The sequence below is a fragment of the Jeotgalibacillus sp. 10bf12 genome (assembly GCF_055597105.1).
Genome location: NZ_CP200276.1, coordinates 619,903 through 641,362 on the forward strand (window position 1 = coordinate 619,903; position 21,460 = coordinate 641,362).

At 42.1% G+C, this 21,460-nt stretch carries 19 protein-coding genes and 1 other annotated feature; of the genes, 9 read left to right on the forward strand and 10 right to left on the reverse strand.

Going from position 1 to position 21,460, the window contains the following annotated elements; all coding sequences use genetic code 11:
• Position 1: 1 nt before the first annotated feature.
• The gene (locus tag DH10bf12_RS02860) at positions 2-2,041 is read right to left on the reverse strand and encodes a BglG family transcription antiterminator (protein WP_471737112.1); all 2,040 of its coding nucleotides are present in this window, start codon (positions 2,039-2,041) and stop codon (positions 2-4) included.
• A gap of 175 nt (positions 2,042-2,216) precedes the next feature.
• On the opposite strand from DH10bf12_RS02860, the gene DH10bf12_RS02865 reads away from it, so the two are divergent.
• Positions 2,217-3,068 carry an HAD family hydrolase gene (locus tag DH10bf12_RS02865; RefSeq protein ID WP_471737113.1) on the forward strand — a complete coding sequence of 284 codons (852 nt, stop codon included), beginning with the start codon at positions 2,217-2,219 and terminating at the stop codon, positions 3,066-3,068.
• 65 nt (positions 3,069-3,133) lie between these two features.
• Here the strand turns inward: DH10bf12_RS02865 and DH10bf12_RS02870 are convergent, their stop codons facing one another.
• Positions 3,134-4,396, reverse strand: a complete 1,263-nt coding sequence (locus DH10bf12_RS02870; RefSeq protein ID WP_471737114.1) for a M48 family metallopeptidase — start codon at positions 4,394-4,396, stop codon at positions 3,134-3,136.
• Positions 4,397-4,542: 146 nt separating this feature from the next.
• Here DH10bf12_RS02870 and DH10bf12_RS02875 point away from each other — a divergent pair, with 146 nt between their 5' ends.
• Positions 4,543-4,848, forward strand: a complete 306-nt coding sequence (locus DH10bf12_RS02875; protein ID WP_039812614.1) for a nucleotide pyrophosphohydrolase — start codon at positions 4,543-4,545, stop codon at positions 4,846-4,848.
• Between the two features lie 25 nt (positions 4,849-4,873).
• Positions 4,874-5,629, forward strand: coding sequence for an alpha/beta hydrolase (locus tag DH10bf12_RS02880; protein WP_471737115.1), 756 nt, complete (start codon positions 4,874-4,876; stop codon positions 5,627-5,629).
• 44 nt (positions 5,630-5,673) lie between these two features.
• Here DH10bf12_RS02880 and DH10bf12_RS02885 read toward each other — a convergent pair whose 3' ends face one another.
• Positions 5,674-6,066: a VOC family protein gene (locus DH10bf12_RS02885; protein WP_471737116.1), complete on the reverse strand. Its 393-nt coding sequence runs from the start codon at positions 6,064-6,066 to the stop codon at positions 5,674-5,676.
• 95 nt (positions 6,067-6,161) lie between these two features.
• Here DH10bf12_RS02885 and paiA point away from each other — a divergent pair, with 95 nt between their 5' ends.
• Complete coding sequence (gene paiA, locus DH10bf12_RS02890; protein ID WP_471737117.1) at positions 6,162-6,680, forward strand: spermidine/spermine N(1)-acetyltransferase; 519 nt, start codon at positions 6,162-6,164, stop codon at positions 6,678-6,680.
• 47 nt (positions 6,681-6,727) lie between these two features.
• Here paiA and DH10bf12_RS02895 read toward each other — a convergent pair whose 3' ends face one another.
• Positions 6,728-7,204 carry a hypothetical protein gene (locus DH10bf12_RS02895; protein WP_471737118.1) on the reverse strand — a complete coding sequence of 159 codons (477 nt, stop codon included), beginning with the start codon at positions 7,202-7,204 and terminating at the stop codon, positions 6,728-6,730.
• A 119-nt stretch (positions 7,205-7,323) separates the two neighbouring features.
• On the opposite strand from DH10bf12_RS02895, the gene DH10bf12_RS02900 reads away from it, so the two are divergent.
• Positions 7,324-7,725, forward strand: coding sequence for a (deoxy)nucleoside triphosphate pyrophosphohydrolase (locus DH10bf12_RS02900; protein ID WP_471737119.1), 402 nt, complete (start codon positions 7,324-7,326; stop codon positions 7,723-7,725).
• A 24-nt stretch (positions 7,726-7,749) separates the two neighbouring features.
• On the opposite strand, the gene DH10bf12_RS02905 is transcribed toward DH10bf12_RS02900, so the two are convergent.
• The 3 genes from DH10bf12_RS02905 to DH10bf12_RS02915 all read right to left on the reverse strand — a co-directional run bounded on the left by DH10bf12_RS02905 (position 7,750) and on the right by DH10bf12_RS02915 (position 13,738).
• Positions 7,750-10,623 (reverse strand): DEAD/DEAH box helicase, encoded by a 2,874-nt coding sequence (locus DH10bf12_RS02905; RefSeq protein WP_471737120.1) that lies wholly within the window; start codon positions 10,621-10,623, stop codon positions 7,750-7,752.
• A gap of 1 nt (position 10,624) precedes the next feature.
• Positions 10,625-12,541: a 3'-5' exonuclease gene (locus DH10bf12_RS02910; protein ID WP_471737121.1), complete on the reverse strand. Its 1,917-nt coding sequence runs from the start codon at positions 12,539-12,541 to the stop codon at positions 10,625-10,627.
• A 159-nt stretch (positions 12,542-12,700) separates the two neighbouring features.
• Positions 12,701-13,738, reverse strand: coding sequence for a DmpA family aminopeptidase (locus DH10bf12_RS02915; protein ID WP_471737122.1), 1,038 nt, complete (start codon positions 13,736-13,738; stop codon positions 12,701-12,703).
• Between the two features lie 108 nt (positions 13,739-13,846).
• Between DH10bf12_RS02915 and DH10bf12_RS02920 the strand changes: the two genes are divergently transcribed.
• The 4 genes from DH10bf12_RS02920 (at position 13,847) to DH10bf12_RS02935 (ending at position 17,702) form a co-directional block, all read left to right on the forward strand.
• Positions 13,847-14,950 (forward strand): GGDEF domain-containing protein, encoded by a 1,104-nt coding sequence (locus tag DH10bf12_RS02920; RefSeq protein ID WP_471737123.1) that lies wholly within the window; start codon positions 13,847-13,849, stop codon positions 14,948-14,950.
• A 218-nt stretch (positions 14,951-15,168) separates the two neighbouring features.
• Positions 15,169-16,470 (forward strand): protoglobin domain-containing protein, encoded by a 1,302-nt coding sequence (locus tag DH10bf12_RS02925; protein ID WP_471737124.1) that lies wholly within the window; start codon positions 15,169-15,171, stop codon positions 16,468-16,470.
• Positions 16,471-16,491: 21 nt separating this feature from the next.
• On the forward strand, positions 16,492-17,307 hold the full coding sequence (locus tag DH10bf12_RS02930) for a GNAT family N-acetyltransferase (RefSeq protein ID WP_471737125.1): 816 nt from the start codon (positions 16,492-16,494) through the stop codon (positions 17,305-17,307).
• 92 nt (positions 17,308-17,399) lie between these two features.
• Complete coding sequence (locus DH10bf12_RS02935) at positions 17,400-17,702, forward strand: hypothetical protein (protein ID WP_471737126.1); 303 nt, start codon at positions 17,400-17,402, stop codon at positions 17,700-17,702.
• Between the two features lie 35 nt (positions 17,703-17,737).
• Here the strand turns inward: DH10bf12_RS02935 and DH10bf12_RS02940 are convergent, their stop codons facing one another.
• From DH10bf12_RS02940 to rbsB, 3 genes are all read right to left on the reverse strand, one after another.
• A complete protein-coding gene (locus tag DH10bf12_RS02940; RefSeq protein ID WP_471737127.1) occupies positions 17,738-18,310 on the reverse strand; it encodes a DUF1349 domain-containing protein in 573 nt (190 codons plus the stop codon).
• Between the two features lie 89 nt (positions 18,311-18,399).
• On the reverse strand, positions 18,400-20,088 hold the full coding sequence (gene argS / locus DH10bf12_RS02945) for an arginine--tRNA ligase (protein ID WP_471737128.1): 1,689 nt from the start codon (positions 20,086-20,088) through the stop codon (positions 18,400-18,402).
• Positions 20,089-20,136: 48 nt separating this feature from the next.
• Positions 20,137-20,349: a binding site (T-box leader), on the reverse strand.
• Positions 20,350-20,504: 155 nt separating this feature from the next.
• The gene (gene rbsB / locus DH10bf12_RS02950; protein ID WP_471737129.1) at positions 20,505-21,440 is read right to left on the reverse strand and encodes a ribose ABC transporter substrate-binding protein RbsB; all 936 of its coding nucleotides are present in this window, start codon (positions 21,438-21,440) and stop codon (positions 20,505-20,507) included.
• Positions 21,441-21,460 lie beyond the last annotated feature (20 nt).

The window sequence follows — 21,460 nt, forward strand, 5'->3', positions numbered from 1 at the left end:
TTTATTCTTCCCCCTTTTTAATAATATTGATAATTTCCTCTGCGGAAGTCGCATTCTTAATTGTTTGAAGCGCTTCATCATCGCCAAGAATCCTTGTTAATTGTGCCAATGCCTTTAGATGTGCTTCATTATCAACTGCTGCCAGGCAGACAAACACATCAATACTATGCTCTTCCTGATCAAGTAATCTCACAGGTTTTCTTGTTCTGAAGAATGACATCCCCACCTGATTAACGCCGGCATCCGGTCTGGCATGAGGAATTGCGATGCCTTTTCCGATATGAATATAAGCACCAACCTCTTCAACATTGCCGATCATGGCTTCCACGTATCTTGGCTCAACCGCCTCTGATTCCACTAGAGGTTCAGCTGCTTTTCTGATGGCTGTTTTCCAATCCAGTTCTTCGTCTGTAAAATGAATATTTTTTTCTGTTAATAATTCTGATAGCATTGGTTTTTCCCACCTTTTCTCTGTGTTATTTGCATATAAAAGCTCGACTAATTCTGAAATAAGCTTTTTCTCATTTTTTACATCTGCATTTCTTCTGACAATCTGCATAATTTGTTCTACTGATAAATTTCTATCATTCAGCTGAGGAAAAGCTGATGCTACAGCCTGAATCAAGTGCGATTTTTCCACAATCGACAGCAATGGCTTTACCTGATAGACGGGCTTCACCGATTCAACAGGTACGGTTGAAAAAATCACATCGTAATTCTCCGGGGACATCTGATCAATATGCTCTGTAGTATATACATTCGAAAAATCAATTCCCGGAAAAAGTTCACCCAGCTGAGATCTCAGCATGATTGATGAACTGACACCGTTTGAGCAGACAATCAAAGCTCTGACCCGCTCAGCTTCAGCATCATTGTGATTCTCAAGATAGCCGCCAAAATGAAGGGTGAAATAGCCTATCTCCGCTTCGCTGATCTTCTTTCCTGTCCAGATCTCAAGTGGATACAGGGACTTTTCCACAAACTGAAACAACTCGTGATAATCCTCTTTGATTTTCTCCGTCATCGGATTGATCAGCGGAATGCTGAACGTGATGCGAAAAAAGGTCGGTACAAGGTGGTTAAATAAGCTTTTAACCAGATACGCTTTATGACGAATAGGCAGCAGCGTATTTTTCTCAAACTCATCTATAATTTTTTCAGAGAGTCTTCGAAGAGGTGCATGATATTGCGGGTTTAATTCCTCCTGGCAAGTGAGTAATTGAATCGCCACAAAATACTTTTCTGTCTCAGCAGTTTCCTCAAATAAAAGATGTGCCAGATCAGTTGCGTAGGAGAAGATCTCCTGGTCCTCTAGAAGCGTTTTTTCATCCTCTTCAAAATGAAGACTTTCATGTTCAACACGTGCTTTCATGAAGATAAAGTGATACATCATCTCCACTTTTCTGCTTCTGACAAGCTGAATCGGGTGACCCTTTAAAAATGTATCAATCCCTTTTTGAACCTCTATCAGTTCCGTGTCCTTATGCCACGCTCTGAGTGTCGTGATCAGAATTTCTTTGCCAAGCGGCTTTGAAAGTAATGTGTTAATACAATAAATCGCAAATCTTCTTTGATCCATTTCAGTCCCGCTGATGACATAACCATTCATCCGCTGATACTCAAGCTGTACCTGCCACTCCCGGCACATTTCTTTTGTTTTCTTCACGTCAGTCAGCGCTGTATTTTTACTGACATTTAACAAAAGCTGATAGTGATAGCCTGAGATCATCTCCTGCTTAATGAATGTATACAGGTAGATCATCAGTGGACGATCTTCCTCAGAAACGATCAGGTCATTCCCTTTTGCTGTCAGGGCGGCTTCTTTTTTCATAAACGTTCTAATCTTGTCATCTGTGACTAACACCTGATTGTTCATAATGACTGTCGGCAGCTTCATCATCTTCAGTGTGCTATTTGCCTTTTCGAGCAAATAATCAAACTGACGCTCTGTTAAGTTCAGCTCCATCATCATTTCAGGCTTTGTAATCTGCTGATATTGAGTTAGTCTTTCAAGAAACTCGTAAGATTTCTGATCCAGCAAAGGTAGTCCCTCCGTTTCTTAAACCAATTGTAAAGCGCTTACAAAGCTGCTGCAATAACATTCAGGCCCAAATGGTGTGTGCGCTTTCAACACAAATTGGGCTCATCATTTCTTTGTCTGCATTTCATAACGACATTATACTTGAAGCAGGAAGACTGAAAAGGGGGATTTTATCTTGAAACCAAAAGCAATCGTACTTGATATGGATGGCACTTTGTTAAATGCGGAAAATGAAGTGGCAGAGAACTTAGTCTCTCTTCTGCAGCATCTCCAGCAGAAAGAAAACATACGCGTATTTATTGCTTCGGGCAGAACAAAACAGGAAATCGAAGAGGTACTCCCTGACGAGTTAAAACCCGATGGCATTGTTTCTGCGAATGGTATGGGCAGTTATATAGGAAGTAAGACTTTAGCAGAATACACGCTAAACCCAGGGCTCGTGCAAAATGCGATTGAGGATGCGCGTGACAAAAAGATTTATTATGAAGCTCACCCGCTTCATGGAGAGCGTTTTGCACTTGAAGAAGATCAGGCTTATTTCAAAGATATGTTCAGGGCTTCAAAGCCTGAGACTCTAATGGAAAACGAGCTTCATTCCAGAAGAGAAGCAGTTGAACAGCTGATTCACTGGACAGAAGCGCCAAGCTATGAGGGAAATGTAAAAGTTTATTTTTTCAGTATGAGTATCAGGGAAATCGAAGCCTGGAAACAATCACTGCAGCAGAAATCTGCAGTATACCAATTTTCAACCTCTTCATCCTCTATGCATAACGTAGAAATTATGGAACATGGCATCTCAAAAGCAACCGGTGTGAACAGCCTGCTGAAGGAGTACGGACTCACGCCTGGTGACCTGATGGCGATCGGTGACGGCGAGAATGATCTGCCTATGCTTGAGCTTGCAGGACATTCAGTTGCAATGCAGAATGCGGAGGATCTGGTGAAAAGTGCTGTGGATGAAGTAACGGAGTACAGTTATAAAGAAGATGGATTGTATTTGTTTTTGACCAAAAAACTTGTAATTTAATTACGCAAACCAAAATGACCAGCGGATAATCTTTTCAGATACCCGCTGGTCATTCTAATAATTCTTCACGCATGATCATACCTGTACTCTTCAACAATCCCCCTGCCGATATCAGGCTGATAAGGTGCCAGCTCCTGTTTGATTTTGTTCATTTTACCGGAATCGGGTGTAATAATCGGGACCCGGGAATCTCTTGATTTTAAATAATTGATCCTATAGCAGGTTGGCGGATGCGTATCATCTATTTTGGATTTTTCAAGTTCCCCGATCTTATGCAGACGGCGCTTTTCTTTATCAGGCATATCAGCAAATTGTTCAGTCAAAATGTCAAAGAAAGACTGCTTAGCCGTGAGTGCTGCTTTCCTGATGGCATAATAATAGACCGGATCGTACCCAAGCTTTTCCATAAGACTGATAGATGCTTCTCTGCCCGCTACTTTTGCTGCTACATCATCCGCAAAATACTCCGCACGCTGCGAATTGTGAAAAAGTAAATAGAGTAAACTGTAGAACAATACTTTCGGAAAAAATGCCAGCAGTTTTTGAACGTATGCACTTACCCACTCAAGTACTGTGTACTCAAATTGCATTTGCTCTGAAGTCGGCTCCAGCAGTTCTATCCATGTATAAACGGTAAATAATGCATAGCCTATGTAAGATTTCCTTGTCAGATCACCGTTAATTAAATGACCGATTTCATGTCCGATTAACGCTGCAGTCTCCTGTTCCTCCAGGACAGACAGAAGTGGCAAACCAAGCCTTAAAATGACCTTGTTTTTAATACCGATCATTTGAATAGAAGCATTATACTCACCATTCAGGATGATGCCATCAATCTGGCGGCTTCCCATATCCGCGCAAAGCCGGTCGAGCACTTCATACAGCTCAGGCAAGTCTTCACGGGTCAGGATGTGTTCCCCCTTTTCAAGTCCGGGTAACCTCGGACGCGCAAGCCAGGAAACCCCCAGCAGCAAAAAGCCTGACACGATTGCCGCAATGCTGTCAGTTTTCGCAATAAACAAGTAGACTGCTAACAACAGCAGGATCGCACTTATTAAATGAATGCCCGTTGCGAGTATATATGCCATTGCAGACTGTACAGTGAATGCAGGCTTTTCTGCTCTGCGATTGTGCTCTTTTTCATACAGCGCTTTACCCGCCCGCTCCCCAAATGCTGTATACATCCGTTCCAGCCTGGACTGTTGCTCTTCTGATTTATTTCCTTTGACATTATCCAGGCAGTGCTCACACCACTTCACATAACCAGGGTGAACGTCTATCATTTGGCCACAGGAAGCACAAGCCTCCAATTTCACAACAGCATCCATATAACCACTCCAGTATTCTTTTTAAAATAGTTTAATGGATTTTTAAGGAAAAATAAAGATGGATTTTACATTTTTCACGTGGCGTCGAATGATTAATCAGCACGCAATAGATGTGATACGATAAAAAGAAAAAAGGACTGACGCATGTGAACCAAATCGATGCCATCATTCAATCGATCAATGACTTCCGTGAAGAAAGAAACTGGGGAGCAGCACATAACCCGAAGGATTTAGCGATTTCACTATCTATCGAAGCCTCAGAGCTGCTGGAGGATTTCCAGTGGAAAAGCAGTGAACAGGCGATTGAGCAGAATATAGAGAACATTAAAGATGAGATTGCGGATGTCATGATCTATGCGCTGACTCTTAGCAGTGTGCTGGAACTGGACGTTGAGGAGATCATCAGGGAAAAGATTAAGAAGAATGGAATCAAGTATCCGGCTAAAAAATAGCTTTTACTCGAGAGGAGCAATCACGATGCCTTTATTTGAAATTAATCTTTCATCAACAGCTCTTGGGATTCAGACAGCTGTGAATGTGATATTGCCGATCAGTGTGGACCAGAAAAAGTTATCAGATGAACATACATATTCTTATGGTAAGGAGAAGTTCCCTGTACTTTATCTGCTTCACGGCGCTTCAGATGACTATTCCTGCTGGATGCGCTGGTCATCGATTGAGCGCTATGCTAACGAAAAAGGAATTGCTGTAGTGATGCCGAGTGCGGATCTCAGCGCTTATACAGATATGAAGCATGGCCATGACTACTGGACGTATATTAGCGAGGAGCTGCCTGCTTTTATTGAAGCAACATTTCCCGTTTCCACTAAAAGAGAAGACACTTTCGCAGCAGGGCTGTCAATGGGCGGATATGGCGCATTCAAGCTCGCACTGCGCAAGCCTGAAAAGTTTGCAGCAGCGGCTTCGCTTTCCGGAGCGCTTGATATGGCGGACCGGGTGCGAAAAGACAGGAAGTATGACAATGCTTTTGGCGATCATGCAGTGCTTGATGGTACTGAAAATGACTTACTGCATTTGGTGAAGACGGTTGAAATAGAGCTGCCACGATTGTTCCAGGCGTGTGGAACAGAAGATTTTCTGTATGAGGATAATATTCGTTTTAAGAAGCTTGCTGAAAAGCGCGGATTAGACTTGACGTATGAAGAGGAGCCTGGTGATCATAACTGGGCTTATTGGGATATGAAGATTCAGCGTGTGCTGGAGTGGCTGTAAGACGGCAATCCCCCTATGTTTACTATACAGGGGGATTTTATTGTTCAGATCAGATCAGGTGCCACAATCTCCACCTTCATTCGATCCGGATCTTCCATGAATACAGCGTAATAATCCTCTCCGCCTGCAAAAGGATGCCTGTCTTCATACAAAATTGTTACGCCTCTACCTCTCAACATCTCCGTCAGCTCATCTACATGTTCACGTGAATCTGCGTGAAACGCCAGGTGATTCAACCCGGTACGCTTGCGGTGATAAGGAACGTCCAGATAAGGCTCTTCTGTCTGCACAAATACCAGATACGTCTCGCCATACTTCCAGCTCCTCCCGCTCTCCCACTCCTGAAATAGTTCGTAGCCAAGCTCCTCAAGCAGCCACCCCCAAAATTCGGTGGATTTTTTCAAATTGGATACATACAGTTCAATATGATGAATCATTGCGTCACTCCTCTTACGTATTTCCATCTAAATGTGCTAGTTTTATATTATCAAAAAAGCAACTTACATATTGAATCACACAGGAGTGATAAAACATGACCATAGTATTTAGAACCTGCAACCTTGATGATCTATCAGTTTTACAGGAAATCAGCTATGAAACGTTTAACGACACATTCAAGGATCAAAATAGCTCTGAAAATATGAAGGCTTATCTGGATAAAGCATTTACATTGAAACAGTTAGAAACTGAACTGAACAATCCCCTTTCTACCTTTTTCTTTGTATACGTTAATAATGAAATTGCAGGCTATTTGAAGGTAAATGTTGAAGCGGCCCAATCTGAGGAAATGGGAGATGGCTCGCTTGAAATAGAAAGAATCTACATTCGAAAAACGCACCAGCAAAGCGGACTCGGCAGGCATCTGCTTGAAAAAGCGATCCAGACCGCTAAAGCCCATCAGAAAACGATGATCTGGCTTGGTGTTTGGGAGAAGAATGAAGGTGCGATTGCCTTTTACAAAAGAAATGGGTTTGTTGAAACGGGCGTTCATTCATTTTATATGGGGGATGAAGAGCAGTTTGATTTGATTATGAAAAAGCACCTGGATTAGCGATAAAATAGTAAAGGGTATCAGGCTGCACATACGCCTGACACCCTTTACTTATGTTCAATTCTTTTATGCGCTGTCATTCGTTCCCGCTGCGCTCTGAGTTCTCTACCGATCTTTATTTCCTCACGCATGCCCTCGGTCCGAAGCTCGTAGAAATGATCAACTGTCTTCTCAAATCCAATCGCAATTTCCTCAATTGATTCCTGAATCGTTTCATTTCTGATCGACAGCCCATCCTTTTTAGCCTGCAGCACTTCTCTCATCAGAATTGTTTCAGAATATAACAGATTTGCAAGCAGCTCCGCTCCATCCCGCGCTCCCGAAATCTTCTGCACCTTTGAGACAATACGCGCAGCTCTGATCATCGTCAGGTAATGCGGCTCAATCGGCTGATTCTGCTTTTGTGCCTTCTTGATCTTTTTTTCGTTTATATTTGCTAGCAATAATCCGTGAAATTCATAGAGTGTGTTAATGAAATGGTTTCGGAATTTTCTTTGTTTAAAATAGGAGATTAGACTTTTCATGTTGTGGGCTCCTTTATGGGAAATCATTGTGTTTATTATATCAGGAATTGACTGGGAGTTAACGCGCTGTATGCTTATGTTAAGATGAACTTATAATGAACAGATCAGGAGTTGTCGATATGAAAAAGAAAGTAAAAGTTGTAGCTGCTGTGATTGAGAACGAAAAAAATGAAATTTTATGTGCCTTGCGCGCTCATAATATGGCAATCCCAAATATGTGGGAGTTCCCTGGCGGAAAGGTTGAAGAAGGAGAAAATCTACAGGAGGCACTTGAAAGAGAAATCGCCGAAGAGCTTGAATGTGAGATCAAAGCTTATGATGTAATTAATGAAAACATACATGAATATGATTCGTTTATCATTGAACTAATTTCTCTGAAAGCTGAACTCGTTAAAGGGACACCGGTAACAACAGAGCATGCTAAATTAATCTGGATGCCTCGCGAGAACCTCGAATCTTTAGTTTGGGCGCCCGCTGACGTTCCGGCTGTTAAAGATGTGATGAACCAGATAAAAGTATAAAAGCAAAGGGCAGCCCCTTTGCTTTTATACTTGTTCATGCAGATAATCATAGATTTGACGGTCTATGCTTTCTTTTAGCATCAGATTCATCGTTACAACCGGCAGGCTTTCACCGCCGCTTTGCATCACTGTTTCTTCCACTGAATCAGAATCAGGCGTCACTTCACCAGCATAATAAAAGTCTCCACCCTCATCGTCGTCTTTTTTCACAAACAAATGCAGCGTATTTTCTCTTTGCTGAGACTCTGTAATTTCTAACACTTCGCTTGATGTCCTTCTTCTGCGACTTCTTGTATACCAGTGAAAAACTTCCGGATTAATAAATGTATCCTTATAGTTAACACTTGCTTCAACATCATCCTGCTTATGATAAGTTACAAAGATCGGGCACGTCTTATGCTTGGTTTTATATCCATAGATCGTAGACTGCTCATCCTTATCCCAATTCAGCAGCCAGCACGCATCTTTACGCGAGTACTTCTGAAGTCTGGTTAAAGGAACACTCTGGTCATAACGTTTCCCTCTTTTTAAAGACACCATCAGTACATCTTTTACGAGTTGATTAAACCAATCATCTTCTAACAACTCTTTAAAATTCATAGAAAGAGTGTAGTGGTCGCCATCCACCGTGATCAATGGCTCGCTACCGTATTTCATTTGGTCAGCAGACTTAAAGAAACTAAGGTTTAATACCCTCTCCATTGATTTCAATGTGTTAATGTCAGACCTCGCACCTTCACGCTCTAAGATCTCTACGAATCTCACAACATTTATTTTATCTGTTTCAATCAAATTCCAGACTAATAGTGCCTCATGAATTCTTTTACCAGATAGTATTTCTTTTGAGAGAAAAGTAAGTATCTGCTGATGACGTTGCGATAACAAAGGAGTTTCTTCTTTCATCACCGTCAAAAACGCTCCGTAATGATCCTTTTTATCAGCAATCACCACCGGATCAATTGAATGATGGTCATAAAAATCTTCCATCATCGGGATCCGGCCAATTCTGTTTTTAAGCTCCTGATAAGCATCCTTCATAACAGAAATATGCGTTAATTTCGCTTGCTGAATAGAAGCATACACTCTCTCTTTTGCAATTGCTTCAAAATTAATGGTTGATGTGCCTTTAATATAACTTCGATCAATCATTTTTCTTCTGACAGCGTCTTTATTTTGAGAGCGGTCACCGGAAAGCGCAATTGGAATCAGGTAATTGTTTTGATAATTACCGATAAAATCAATAACTGTTACGAAATCCTTTGTATCATGCTTCCTTAAGCCCCTGCCAAGCTGCTGAATGAAAATAATGCTGGATTCTGTTTGCCTTAGCATCACGACCTGATTCACACTCGGAATATCAATTCCCTCATTGAAAATATCGACTGTCAGTATGTAATCCAGCTGTCCATCTTCAAGTCTGGTGACTTCTTCAGAACGTTTCTCCTGTGAATCATCTCCTGTAAGAGCGACTGTTCTGTAACCTCTCTTATTCAGTTCAAGTGACAACGCATAAGCCTCTCGCTTTGAGCTGCAGAACATCAAGCCACATATCCTTTCACCTGAATGACCATAGTAATCTGTTTTTTCCACGATCTGATTTACACGTTCTTCCGATAAAAGGTGACTGAACAGCTCTGTTTCACGCTCTTTTCCATCAATCTCTAAGTCTGTCACCCCAAAATAATGAAACGGACAGAGCATATCTTCTTCGAGTGCTTCCTGAAGCCTGATTTCGTATGCAATGTTGTAATTAAATAATTTAAACAAGTCGTATCCATCTGTTCTCTCAGGGGTTGCAGTCATGCCAAGCATAAAAGCCGGCTCAAAGTAATCTATCATTCGCTGATAGGTTTGTGACCCCGCTCTATGACTCTCGTCAATTAATATGTAGTCAAATGCTTCAGTATCAAATTGTGCCATTGTTTCAGGCTTTGACATTGTTTGCACAGTAGCAAATAAATATTTCGCAGTTGTATCACGACTTGTGCCTGACAGAATGCCAAATTCCGCATCATCTCCACCAAGCACACGCTGGAAATCGGATTTTGCTTTTTTCAGAATCTGTTCTCTGTGAACGACAAAAAGCATTCGTTTCGGCCGGACCCTCCTGACGTCAAATGCAGCCAGGTACGTCTTTCCTGTTCCTGTCGCTGAGACAATCAGCGCCCGCTTCTCATTTGAATGTCTAATATCTGCAATACCCTGAAGTGCAGCATCCTGCATTTTGTTTGGGTCAATCTCAAGTGCGTCCTTCACTTTATTAACGGTATACGTGCCAGGAAACTCTGCAACACGATCCGGTAATTGTTCACGAAAAGCTTTTTCATAGTGTGCAATCCACTGAGAATTTAATTGAACTGCCTGATCCCACATATCTTGAAACTGATCTCTGAAATGATGAACAATATCTCCATTTTGGTGAGAATTCATTTTCACATTCCACTCATAATTCACTTTAAGCGCATTAGCTGTGAGATTTGAACTTCCAACGATTAAGGAATAATACTCATCATGCTGAAAAATATAGCCTTTTGAATGGAACCCTTCTACTTCAGCAATTCTAACTTCTACATTTTTCAGTTTCAGTAGCTCTTTAAAGATCTTTGGTTGATTGAAGTATTGATAGGTTGATGTAAGAATTTTTCCCTTTATGCCTTTTTCGTGAAGATCCAGCAGATAAGACTTTAAGGTTGCCAGCCCACTTTCTGTTATAAATGCAACAGAGAACAAAAATGACTGACAGGCCTTGAGCTCATCGGTCAAAGAAGTCAAAACATCCTGACGCTTTCCTGGCTGATTCACAAGAAGCTCAGGCTGAAAACGGCTGAACTGCGTATGATTTCTATTAATAAACCCTTTTTCAAGTGAATGCTGTAATTGCTTAATCATCTCATTCATATCAGTTCAACCTTCCTTCATTTATGACATCATTTTTCTCAAAGGAAAATCGCTCAGCCAGTACCGCATCAAAATACTTCGTAAACACAGACTCTCCGGAATAAGATAAACACAAATATTCCTTCGCTCTCGTCATTCCGATATATAGCAAAGATGCCTCCCGCTCGACGTCATCCTGTAATACAAATGGCATGTTATCAACATTTACAATGAATACTGCCTGAAAATCGAGTCCTTTACTGCTTTCAATTGTGCTGATCTTGACCATTTGATCGTCTTTTTGAAAATTGCGTTTGGATTCGCTATTTTCAGTAAGCCAGTAGTAGCTGATTCCTGCTTTTTTCAGTTCTCGCTTTAAAACATCTATATAGTTCATCTCATATGTTTTCTTTACGCGATATAACACCAGCATTTCGGAATAAGGAATTTTTTTATGTTCATGAAGCTTTTTCATCTGCCTTGCTACAATATTTGCTTCCTTTTGAAAAGAATCTGTCTTTAAAATGGCCGGCTCAAAACCTTTTCGTTTTGTGCTTTGCGGTGCGATAATTTCACCATCAAGCTCCTTCGCCACGACTTTATTCTTCAAGGCTGACTGTGACTGATAAAAATCCCAGGCGAACTTTACAATCTGAGCAGTATTACGATAGTTGATACTGAGGATTTTTGAACGCCCGCGAAAATCCAGTCCGGTATCCTGGACATAACTGCGTTTTCTTTTATAAATGGACTGAGCACGATCTTCTACTAGCAGCAGTGATTTTGTTTCTGGATTCAATAGCTCACTAACAAGCTCAAACCACTCCGACTCAAAGTCCTGACCCTCATCGATCAAAATCGCATCATACTTTGGTAAAATCGCTTCTTTGTTACGCAACTTCTTAACTAACTCAGGGATGTCCTGTTCTTTACACTTCACGTCATGTTTCAGCCAGGCATGAAAGTTCCTCACTTCAATCTGATGCCTTGTGCGATCGGATTCTTCATCAAAATCAAATAGGTTATCTGGCTCAGTCATCATCTGAGAGACCATTTGTTCAATAAAGCGAGATAGAGATATGTTGTAGCACAGGATAAGAATCTTCCAGTCAGGGTGATCCTTCGTCAGTAGCTTGGCACGACTTGCGAGTACGAGTGTTTTACCACTTCCAGCCACACCGCGGATCAGCCTGTTTTGACCCCCGATCTGCTTTGCCATATTTTCCTGATGCAGATCCATCGCTTTCACATTATGTAAAGATAACAGCAGCTGATCCTGATACGGCGAAGCTGGCTTAAACTCAGCACTGATCCGAACCTCAGGAAATAAATGATAGCGGATTGCATCAATGTCTTCTTTTGATAAAGGCTCCCTTAGGCGATATGGGACCGTAAACATATTTAAGATTTTTTCTATCAAATTTTCTTCTGAGAATGATTCATCATCCGGATTGATTTCATCCCTGGTTAACGAAAGAGATGGATCCACAATGCGATACAGGTCATTTTGAATAAAATCTTTTTGGGTCAAACGCGTAAATACAGCACCAGATCCATATGGGAACTTTAAATAAGATGCAAATTTCCCTTCTAGCTGAAGCAGATTTTTATCTTTTTTCAATGCGTTAACCAGGTGAAACATATTTTCCCGCGCCTGCAACATTGGGCTTTTTGTTTTAACCTGCTCGCCTGAAGAAGATACAATGATCCACTCATCCTGATTTAACTGAAACAGCGTGCCTTTCGTGTAATCTTTTACTTCAAGTACGACCAGACCCAGATCCGGTCCCACAATGACAAAATCAGGCCGACGTCCAAGCACATTCGGTTCGTAGTACACAATATAATCGTCAGGCAGGTATTCTTTTAACGTTCTGAACAGAAGACGCTCTCCCGCAGTGGCTGTTGATCTGATCGATTCCGGTACTGTATATGCCATTTGAAACCCTCCACTTTTCGACATTTGTGTCTATTATACTATATAACTCTTTATTTTTTTACATATTTTTGGATCCTTCACCTATTACTGCTTATGACAGTCTTAGTTTCCGTTTGAATAAAAAAATCAGCCCACTTGTCTGGACTGACTAACGATTATCTATGTAAACGGATATGCCTCAACAACACGCCCACTTCTCCCCCGTGTCGTCTCCGCCTGGGAAAGTGAATTCAACACCGCTTCCTCAGTCGCTTCTGCAGCTGCGGTAAATAATTGATTCATCACCGGATGATCTTCCCTCAACTGCTTTCTGGTTTCCACGGATGATGCTGGTTCATGCGGAATTTTATAGGCAGTTGAAAAAGCGATGACAATATCACCGCTGCCGTGACTGAAGTGGCTGCCTGTTCTGCCAAGTCCGATCCCGCAGCGCTTTGCCAGCCTTTGAAGCTGTCTGTCACTTAGCGGTGCGTCTGTTGCAAGGACAATCATAATGGATCCATCAGGTGTTTCATCAATGCCTTCTCCTTTTGATGCCATCCCATATCGTTCACGCAGAAACTCTTCCTTTTGACCAAAGTTGCTCAGTACAAGTATGCCAATCGTATATGGATCAGTTGCATTTTCAATCACTCTTGAAGATGTCCCGATCCCGCCTTTATAACCGAAGCAAACCATCCCTTTACCCGCCCCGACAGCGCCTTCTTCAGCCTGGTCTGTAGATGCACGTCGGATCGCATCAAGTGCATGATCAGGCTTAACAGGAAACTGTCGGATCGAATTCAGATAGCTGTCGTTGCATTCACCGACTACAACATTGATTGTTCCGGTTGTATCACCAATTTCCGGATTCTGTTCAAGCAAATACTCAAGCGTCCCCTGCGCAACTGCCGGCACCCCGAATGTATTGGTCAGCATAATTGGTGATTCAAGCACACCAAGTTCATTGAGCTGTACAAGTCCTGTTGTTTTACCAAATCCGTTCAACACATAGCTTGCAGCTGTTACTTTTTCGCGGAAAAGGTTGCCTTCGTGTGGAAGAATTGCCGTCACCCCTGTACAGGCACGATGACTATCATGGTCCAGCCCATGATCAAGTGTGATGTGACCCACTTTTACGCCCTTCACATCTGTTATACAGTTTTTTTCACCAGGCTTCAGCCGGCCAATGATGATACCTCTTTCTCTGATTTTCACATGGAACACCTCCTGAATTACGTATTTTTCATATGGCACTGCCTTATTAACTCGGTTATATTAAAGTTATGTAGGTATTACGTCTGAGCAAAGGAGAACAAAATAATCATGATCAAGGAATTGTTTTCTAATTTTACAATCTTAATCACATCATTGTTTTTATATACACAATTTACCCAGGCCTCGCCATTAGTGCGGGAATCCTCTGTCAGACGAAAAGTGGTCGCCGGGCTGTTAGCCGGTGTCTTGAGTAATATACTGATGCAGTACAGCATGGATTTTGGCTCGACCATTATCGACCTCAGGCATATCCCGATCTTACTGGTTGCTTTCTACGGTGGCAGTATCCCCGCGATCACAGCGATGTTACTTGTGATTTTAGGGCGTTTTATGATTGGATTCAACCTCTCATCTATTGCTGCCTTACTATTAATAGTAGCAATAACAGCATCAGCACTGTTTATCTTTAATACCCGCTTCAGTATACGAATGAAAATCTTTTTATCGCTCACAGCTTCTAATATCATTTTCACACTAGTCATCGTTTATCTGTTAAATGATTTGAGCATTCTGCCGCTGCTGATTTCTGTCTACTGGTCCATCTCTTATACTGCAGGATTCGTTTCTTTTTCAACAGTGGCATATATACGTGATAGCCAACAACTGATGAACCGCTTTAAATTAGAAGCGAAAACAGATGGTCTGACCGGACTAAATAATGTACGTCAATTTGATCAGATTTTTAACAACCTGTGTACACAAGCTGAAAAGAAAGAGGAACAGCTCTCCTTACTGTTTATTGATATTGATCATTTTAAGCAGGTCAATGACACATATGGTCATAATGAGGGTGATTTAGTACTGATTGAGTTGAGCAATGTATTGAAGCAGACTGTTCGCTCATTTGATATCGTCAGCAGGAATGGCGGAGAAGAGTTTACTGTGATCTTACTCGATTGTTCATTTAAAAAAGCGCGGGAAATCAGTGAAAGGGTGCGCAGACAGGTGGAACAACACCCCTTTAAACTATCAACGGGCGAAGTAATTATGGTGACAGTTTCAATTGGTCTTGCCTCCTATCGGGAGACAACCCGACAGCCGAAGCTTTTGTTAAAAGATGCAGATCATGCGCTATATAAAGCTAAACAATCTGGCAGAAATAAGGTTTGTTATCCAGTTGAAACTAAATTGCAGGCCGCGAGTCATTCATAATGACACCGCTTAACACACTCGGTTTAAAAAATAAGTGAGATCACTGTCCCTCTGGTAGAATATCTCATTTCTATATGATTGATCTTACAAAGTGATGTTTTCACAAAATATTTTATGAGGTATTCACTCTAATAAAAAACAGCCGATAAAATGGTTGTAATATTCAGACTTCATAACTGTTTGATTATTAGCTTATTGATACGACAGGGGGATTTATAATGAAGTGGAGAAATACTTCAGAAAACAAGAGAAAGCTTGTGACATTGCAACCTGCTAAAGGAACAATAGATCTAAGTAATAATAAAAATCTTCAAACTCAGATTGAAATGATTGAATTGACAGAAACAGATATTGGTATACTCGCCGGATTAAAAAGCCAGCTGCAAAGGGATGGCGTCATTACTGAGATGACAAATCAATTTTATAGAAGCATTGGACATGAACAGAAATTGATGACCATTATCGAACAACACAGCTCGATTAGCCGTCTTAAGAAAACACTTGAGCAGCACATCGCCAAAATGTTTGACGGGGTAGTGAATCAGGCATACTTTCAGGAACGGGTTGTCATCGCTAAGGTTCATGTCAGAATTGGTCTTGAGCCTAAATGGTATATTGCAGCGTTTGAATCATTATCACGCACGCTGATTCACTATATTTCAAAACAAAATTTCCCCCCGGATCAACTGGCCGACATCATCTGTGCTTTCAATAAGCTCCTGAACCTTGAACAGCAGCTTGTACTTGAAACGTATGAACAGGTCAACGAAGAAGAACGGGTGAAAATTCAGCAGCTGCAATTCTCCGTTAAAGAGAAAATCCTGGATACAACAAATGATCTCGCTGCCATTACCCAGCAAACGAATGCTTCAGTCGATGAGCTTAGCCACCAGGCAAATTCAATCCGTCATTCAACTATGAATAACCTGCAAAACATCAACGAGATTTCAGAAAAGTCTATTCAGGGTCAGAACTTATTAAATGCTCAAACAGAACAAATGGATGAGATGATCGACTCGATGAAAAATTTATTTCAGCGTATGTCTGGTGTACAGCAGGCGTCAGATCAGATTAAAAACATTGTTGAGGTTGTCACAGCAATTGCGAGCCAGACAAACCTGCTGGCATTAAATGCCGCAATCGAAGCTGCGCGTGCCGGTGAGCATGGCTCAGGATTTGCTGTTGTTGCTGCAGAAGTCCGCAAGCTATCAGAAGATACAAAGCAGGCAATCTCTAACGTTACCGGGCTGATCTCGACTCAAACCATTGAACTGTCTGATATGCAGACGTCAATTGACAGTATGAAAATGCTGATCGAAAATAACGCCAGGGGTTATGGAGAACTGACCGCTGCTTTTAATACAATCTTTCAATCAATGAATGACCTGAAAGCTCATGGTCAAAAAACAAACCAGGATGTAACTTCTATCACAGAAAGTATTGAAGAAATTCTCAATGCGATCGGCAGTATTAATCATTCATCGGAGCGGCTGATTACAGCCACTGAAGATTTTTCATAATCAGGAGATGGACGTGATCAAATGACTCAAATGCTTCAAAATATCGCAGGGCTAAAGAAAATGTGTGAACAATTCGATCACATACAGCTGAAATTGAATGAAAGCACAATTGAAAGTGGTCAAGGTGTAAAGGTTTTTCAGCAGACTGAAGATAAGCAGCTCATTGGTTATCTTGGTGTATATGGTTTCGGTGCGACGGCTGAGGTTTGTGGAATGGTGCACCCTGATTTCAGGCGTCTGGGAATTTTCACAGCTCTTTTCAACGAAGCGCTTGCGTTTATGAAGGGGGCGGGGTACAAGACGGTTCTGCTTAATTCACCTGCTTCATCAAGTGCCGGACAGGCGTTTATCCATCAAATTGGTGCTAGTTATAAGATGACTGAATATCAGATGAAATGGAACGGGAACGTGACCCCCGAGCCTTCTGAGAAGCTCGCTTTGCGAAAAGCACAGCCAGGTGACCGCTCATTTCAGATTAATCTTGATGCAGATGGATTTTCAATCCCGCGTGAAGAGGTGGAGCAGTTTTTTGATGCAGAGGTTGAAGACCCCTCAACAGTTTCCCACATCATTGAGTGGGAAGGTCAATCTGCGGGTAAGCTCCGGATCCATTTAATGAATGATCAGTATTGGATATACGGATTTGTCGTATCTCAAGAATTAAGGGGAAGAGGAATTGGCAGAAATGCGCTTTTGAACGTGCTTCATCAGCTCCAGGCAGACGGGCTTGAGGTTCATCTTGAAGTTGAAGCAGAGAATAAAGGTCCGCTGAAGCTTTATGAATCCTGCGGGTTTGAGGTATACCACGCGCAGGACTATTACACCTGCAAATCATGATCATTTTCTCATCAAATTCTAATCTTCTTCCCAGTTTAATCTTATATTAGGAGAGTAATATACAGATTGAGAAGACTTAAAGGAGAGAGACGATGAGAAATTTAATATTGGCGTTCATGTTCAGTACACTATTCATTGCGGGCTGCAGTGCAACGGCAAATGAGGGTGATCTGAATGCTTTTCCGGAATACGACAACTTGACTGAGCATTTCGATATAGAAAGTGTTTCAGCTGAAATTGCAGACGACAATCCCGGTGAACGCGTCATTCTTTTTAAAGACGAAAACGGTGAGGTTCAGTATAAAAGTATTTTTGTAAAAGAAACCGATCGCCATAAGATTGTGCAGACTGACGGACTGAATCTGTTTGATGATGTGATTGATGTAAATAAATAATGAAAAACAGAGCGCTGTAGACTGTTTTTTGTTGCTTATTCTATCTTCCACTTCGTCACTTCCACTTCAAACCCCTGATCAAGCTCATTTGGACTGCAGGCATAAGGCCCGATTTTAATTTCTTTTACACCATTCGGATTATGCAGGCGACCAATTCGGATCTGCTCACGGTTCCCCTGCTGGTCAATAAAATAAATTTCAACATCATTTGATTGATAAATGATTTCAAATGTCATTTCTTCAGATATTCTCGCATTCGGAAAGTTTTGCGTAGACCAGTCTGAGTATGCATGCGAGGTCACGACGCCTCCAAGATGAGAAGGCCCTTCAGGAATGTATTCAACTGAGCATTTGATCCAATTATCGTCATCTGCGTAAATTAAGATCCCCGCCTGATCAAAAGTATGTTCAGGTTTTACTTTGAAGGAACCGGTGCAGCGGAATTCTTCTGACGGGATGTTTTGTAATAAAGCGTGCCCTGTCATTCGATTGAACTGATAATGTGTGTTTCTCCAGAAGTCAGTGTCACCCTTTGTGTGAAAACTGAGTGTAGCATCCTGCTCACGTATTTTTTCCGGCTTATTCATCCACTGATAATTGTGCCACATAACTTATCCTCCTATGCTTTAATCTCTTACATGAATGATTATAATCAGTCTGCGCGGCATTCGCATATTTAAACTTTCCAGCCACCTCATTACATCTCCTCAGGTGCTTGCACACCAAGTAAATACAAACCTTCTTTCAACACAACTTGAACTGCATGAACCAGTGCCAGTTTCTCCTGTCTGCCTTCAACAGCATCCAAAATCCGCACGTTCCCGTAATACTGGTTAAACGACTTCGCCAGCTCAAGTACATATTTCGCTACCTGAGAAGGGTCATTCCCATCAAATGAACGTTTAATGGTTTCCGGGAAATCCATTAGACATTTAACCACGCGCCATGCCTGATCACCAGTATAAACCAGTGCTTCAGTGCTCTCATGATAGCCTCCTTTTCTTAAAATAGAGGATGCCCGCGCATGCGTGTACTGAACGTAAGGTCCTGTCTCTCCTTCAAATTTCAGCATTGCATCGAGTGAAAACTCCACGTCATTCAGACGATGATTTTTTAAATCGTGAAACATGACAGCGCCTGTTCCTACCTGGTAAGCAACCCGCTCCTTTTCAGCAAGAGAAGGGTTCTTATCTGCAATATTCTGACTCGCCAGACTCACTGCCTCATTCAGCACTTCCTCAAGCAGCACGACTTTCCCTTTTCGCGTAGACATCTTCTTGCCATCTTTCAGCATCATGCCAAACGGAACATGCTTCAGCCCCTGACTCCACTCATAGCCCATTTTTCCAAGCACATGAAACAACTGCTTGAAATGCAGCGTCTGCTCATTTCCGACGACATAGAGCGACCGCGATGACCCGTAAGTCTCGTGACGATAGATCGCAGCTGCCAGATCACGCGTCGCATAAAGCGTTGTGCCATCCTTCTTTTTAATCAGACAGGGCGGCATCCCTTCTGCCGTCTCCACCACAAGCGCACCATCAGATTCCTGTAAAAGCTGGTTCTCTTCAAGCAGCTTCACAACCCGCTCCATCTTGTCATTATAAAAAGCCTCTCCCTGCGTCGAATCAAACGTCACGCCGAGCAGCTCATAAATACTGTTAAACTCCTTCAGGGACTCCTCTCTGAACCACTTCCACAGATCACGCGCTTCCTGATCCCCGTCTTCAAGACGTTTAAACCAAAGGCGACCCTCATCAATCAGAGATGCATCATGCTCTGCTTCATCATGAAACTTTACATAGAGCGTCAGAAGCTCCTTAATCGGGTTTTCACGGATTTTCTCTTCATTTCCCCAGAGCTTATAAGCCGCAATTAGCTTGCCAAACTGCGTCCCCCAGTCACCGAGATGATTAATCCGTACAACCTCAAAGCCGTTCTTCTCAGCAATCCGTGCAAGCGAATGACCAATCACCGTTGAACGAAGATGTCCCATTGAAAAGGGCTTTGCGATATTTGGTGAGGAGAAGTCAATCGTGATGACTTCACTGTTCTCATGATTCAGGCTGCCATACTGCTCTTTTTGCTGGATCACTTCTCCAACCACTGAAGCCGAAACTGCTGATTGATCCAAAAAGACATTCACGTAGCCGCTGACCGCCTCCACCTTTTCAAAAAGAGAAGGTAGTTCAAGGTTGTCAGCGAGATCACCGGCAATCTGGTTAGGTGCCTTTCGAAAAACTTTTGCAAGCTCAAAACATGGAAATGCATAATCACCCATGTCGTCAAATTTCGGCTTTTCGATCAGCTGAACCACCTTTTCAAGCTCAAGCTGGTCCTTTAATTGTTTGTACAAAGCTTCTGCAAATAACGATTGATCGTTCATCAATTTTCCTCCTCCAAATAAAAAACGCCCGTCTCTTCTCCATACAGGAAAAGAGACGGGCGTTTGATTCGTCCGCGGTACCACTCTCATTGTTTTCACAACCACTCAAATTGATAACGGGGGTATCCCCGGCAGCTCCTACTCATTTTTCAGACCTGCATCTCCAAAGTGCGCTTCACTCCCTGCTTCATCACCGGGCTCCCACCGTCCCCGGCTCGCTATACATTCACAGTAAGCTACTCTCTTTGTCATTGACGTTTGTTTTTACCTATTATAACCATTGGATAAGGAAATACAATAGTTATTTTAGAGACTCATGCATTAATTTGGATAAAATACCCATAATGATACACTAACCTCAGTCCCGCTGTATCACAAAACCCCTCACATCCAACTGAATGCAAGGGGTCAAAATACTACTGTGTCACAAGCTCAAGCTCAACTGGCACGAATTCTTCTACCGATTCGCCGTCTAGTACTGCCTGTGCTGTATCAATCGCACTTACACCGATTTCATCAGGCTTTTGCGCTACTGTTGCTGCCATTGTTCCTTCTTCTACTGCTGCTACTGCATCATTAGTTGCATCAAAGCCGACAACCATAACATCTGACATCCCTGCTGCTTCTAGTGCTTCTACAGCGCCAAGGGCCATTTCATCATTGTGGGCAAATACTGCATCAAATTCCACACCGCTCTGAATAATGTTTTCCATAACAGAAAGTCCTTCAGCACGGTCAAAGTTTGCTGTCTGATTTGCAACGACCTCAATGTCACTTTCACCAATCACTTCGTTGAACCCTTCTCCACGCTCACGGGCTGCTGAAGATCCTGAAATCCCTTCAAGCTCAACAACATTACCTGAGCCGCCAAGCTCTTCCATGATGAAGTTACCAGCAAGACGTCCGCCTTCAACGTTATCAGAAGCAATATGCGTCACAACTTCTCCGCCTTCTGCGCTTCTGTCTACCGTAATTACTGGAATATCAGCGCTATTAGCTGATTCAATCGCAGATGCAATTGCTGCTGAATCAGTTGGGTTCACCAGAATGATATCTACTCCCTGCTGAATCAAATCTTCAATATCACTAGCCTGCTTTGCCGGGTCATCCTGAGCATCAACAACTGTAATGTCCATGCCTGCTTCTTCAGCCTGCGCTTCAGCACCTTCTGATAATGTAACAAAAAACGGATTATTTAATGTTGAAATCGAAAAACCGATTGTCCCTGCCTCATCACTGGCACCTTCATCGCTTCCTGCGTCTTCACTTTCAGAACCTGGAGAGTCTAGAGAACAAGCCGCCAAAACCAGTGACATCATCAGCATCAATGTTAAAAATAATCTTTTTTTCATTTTTGAACACTCCTTTTAAA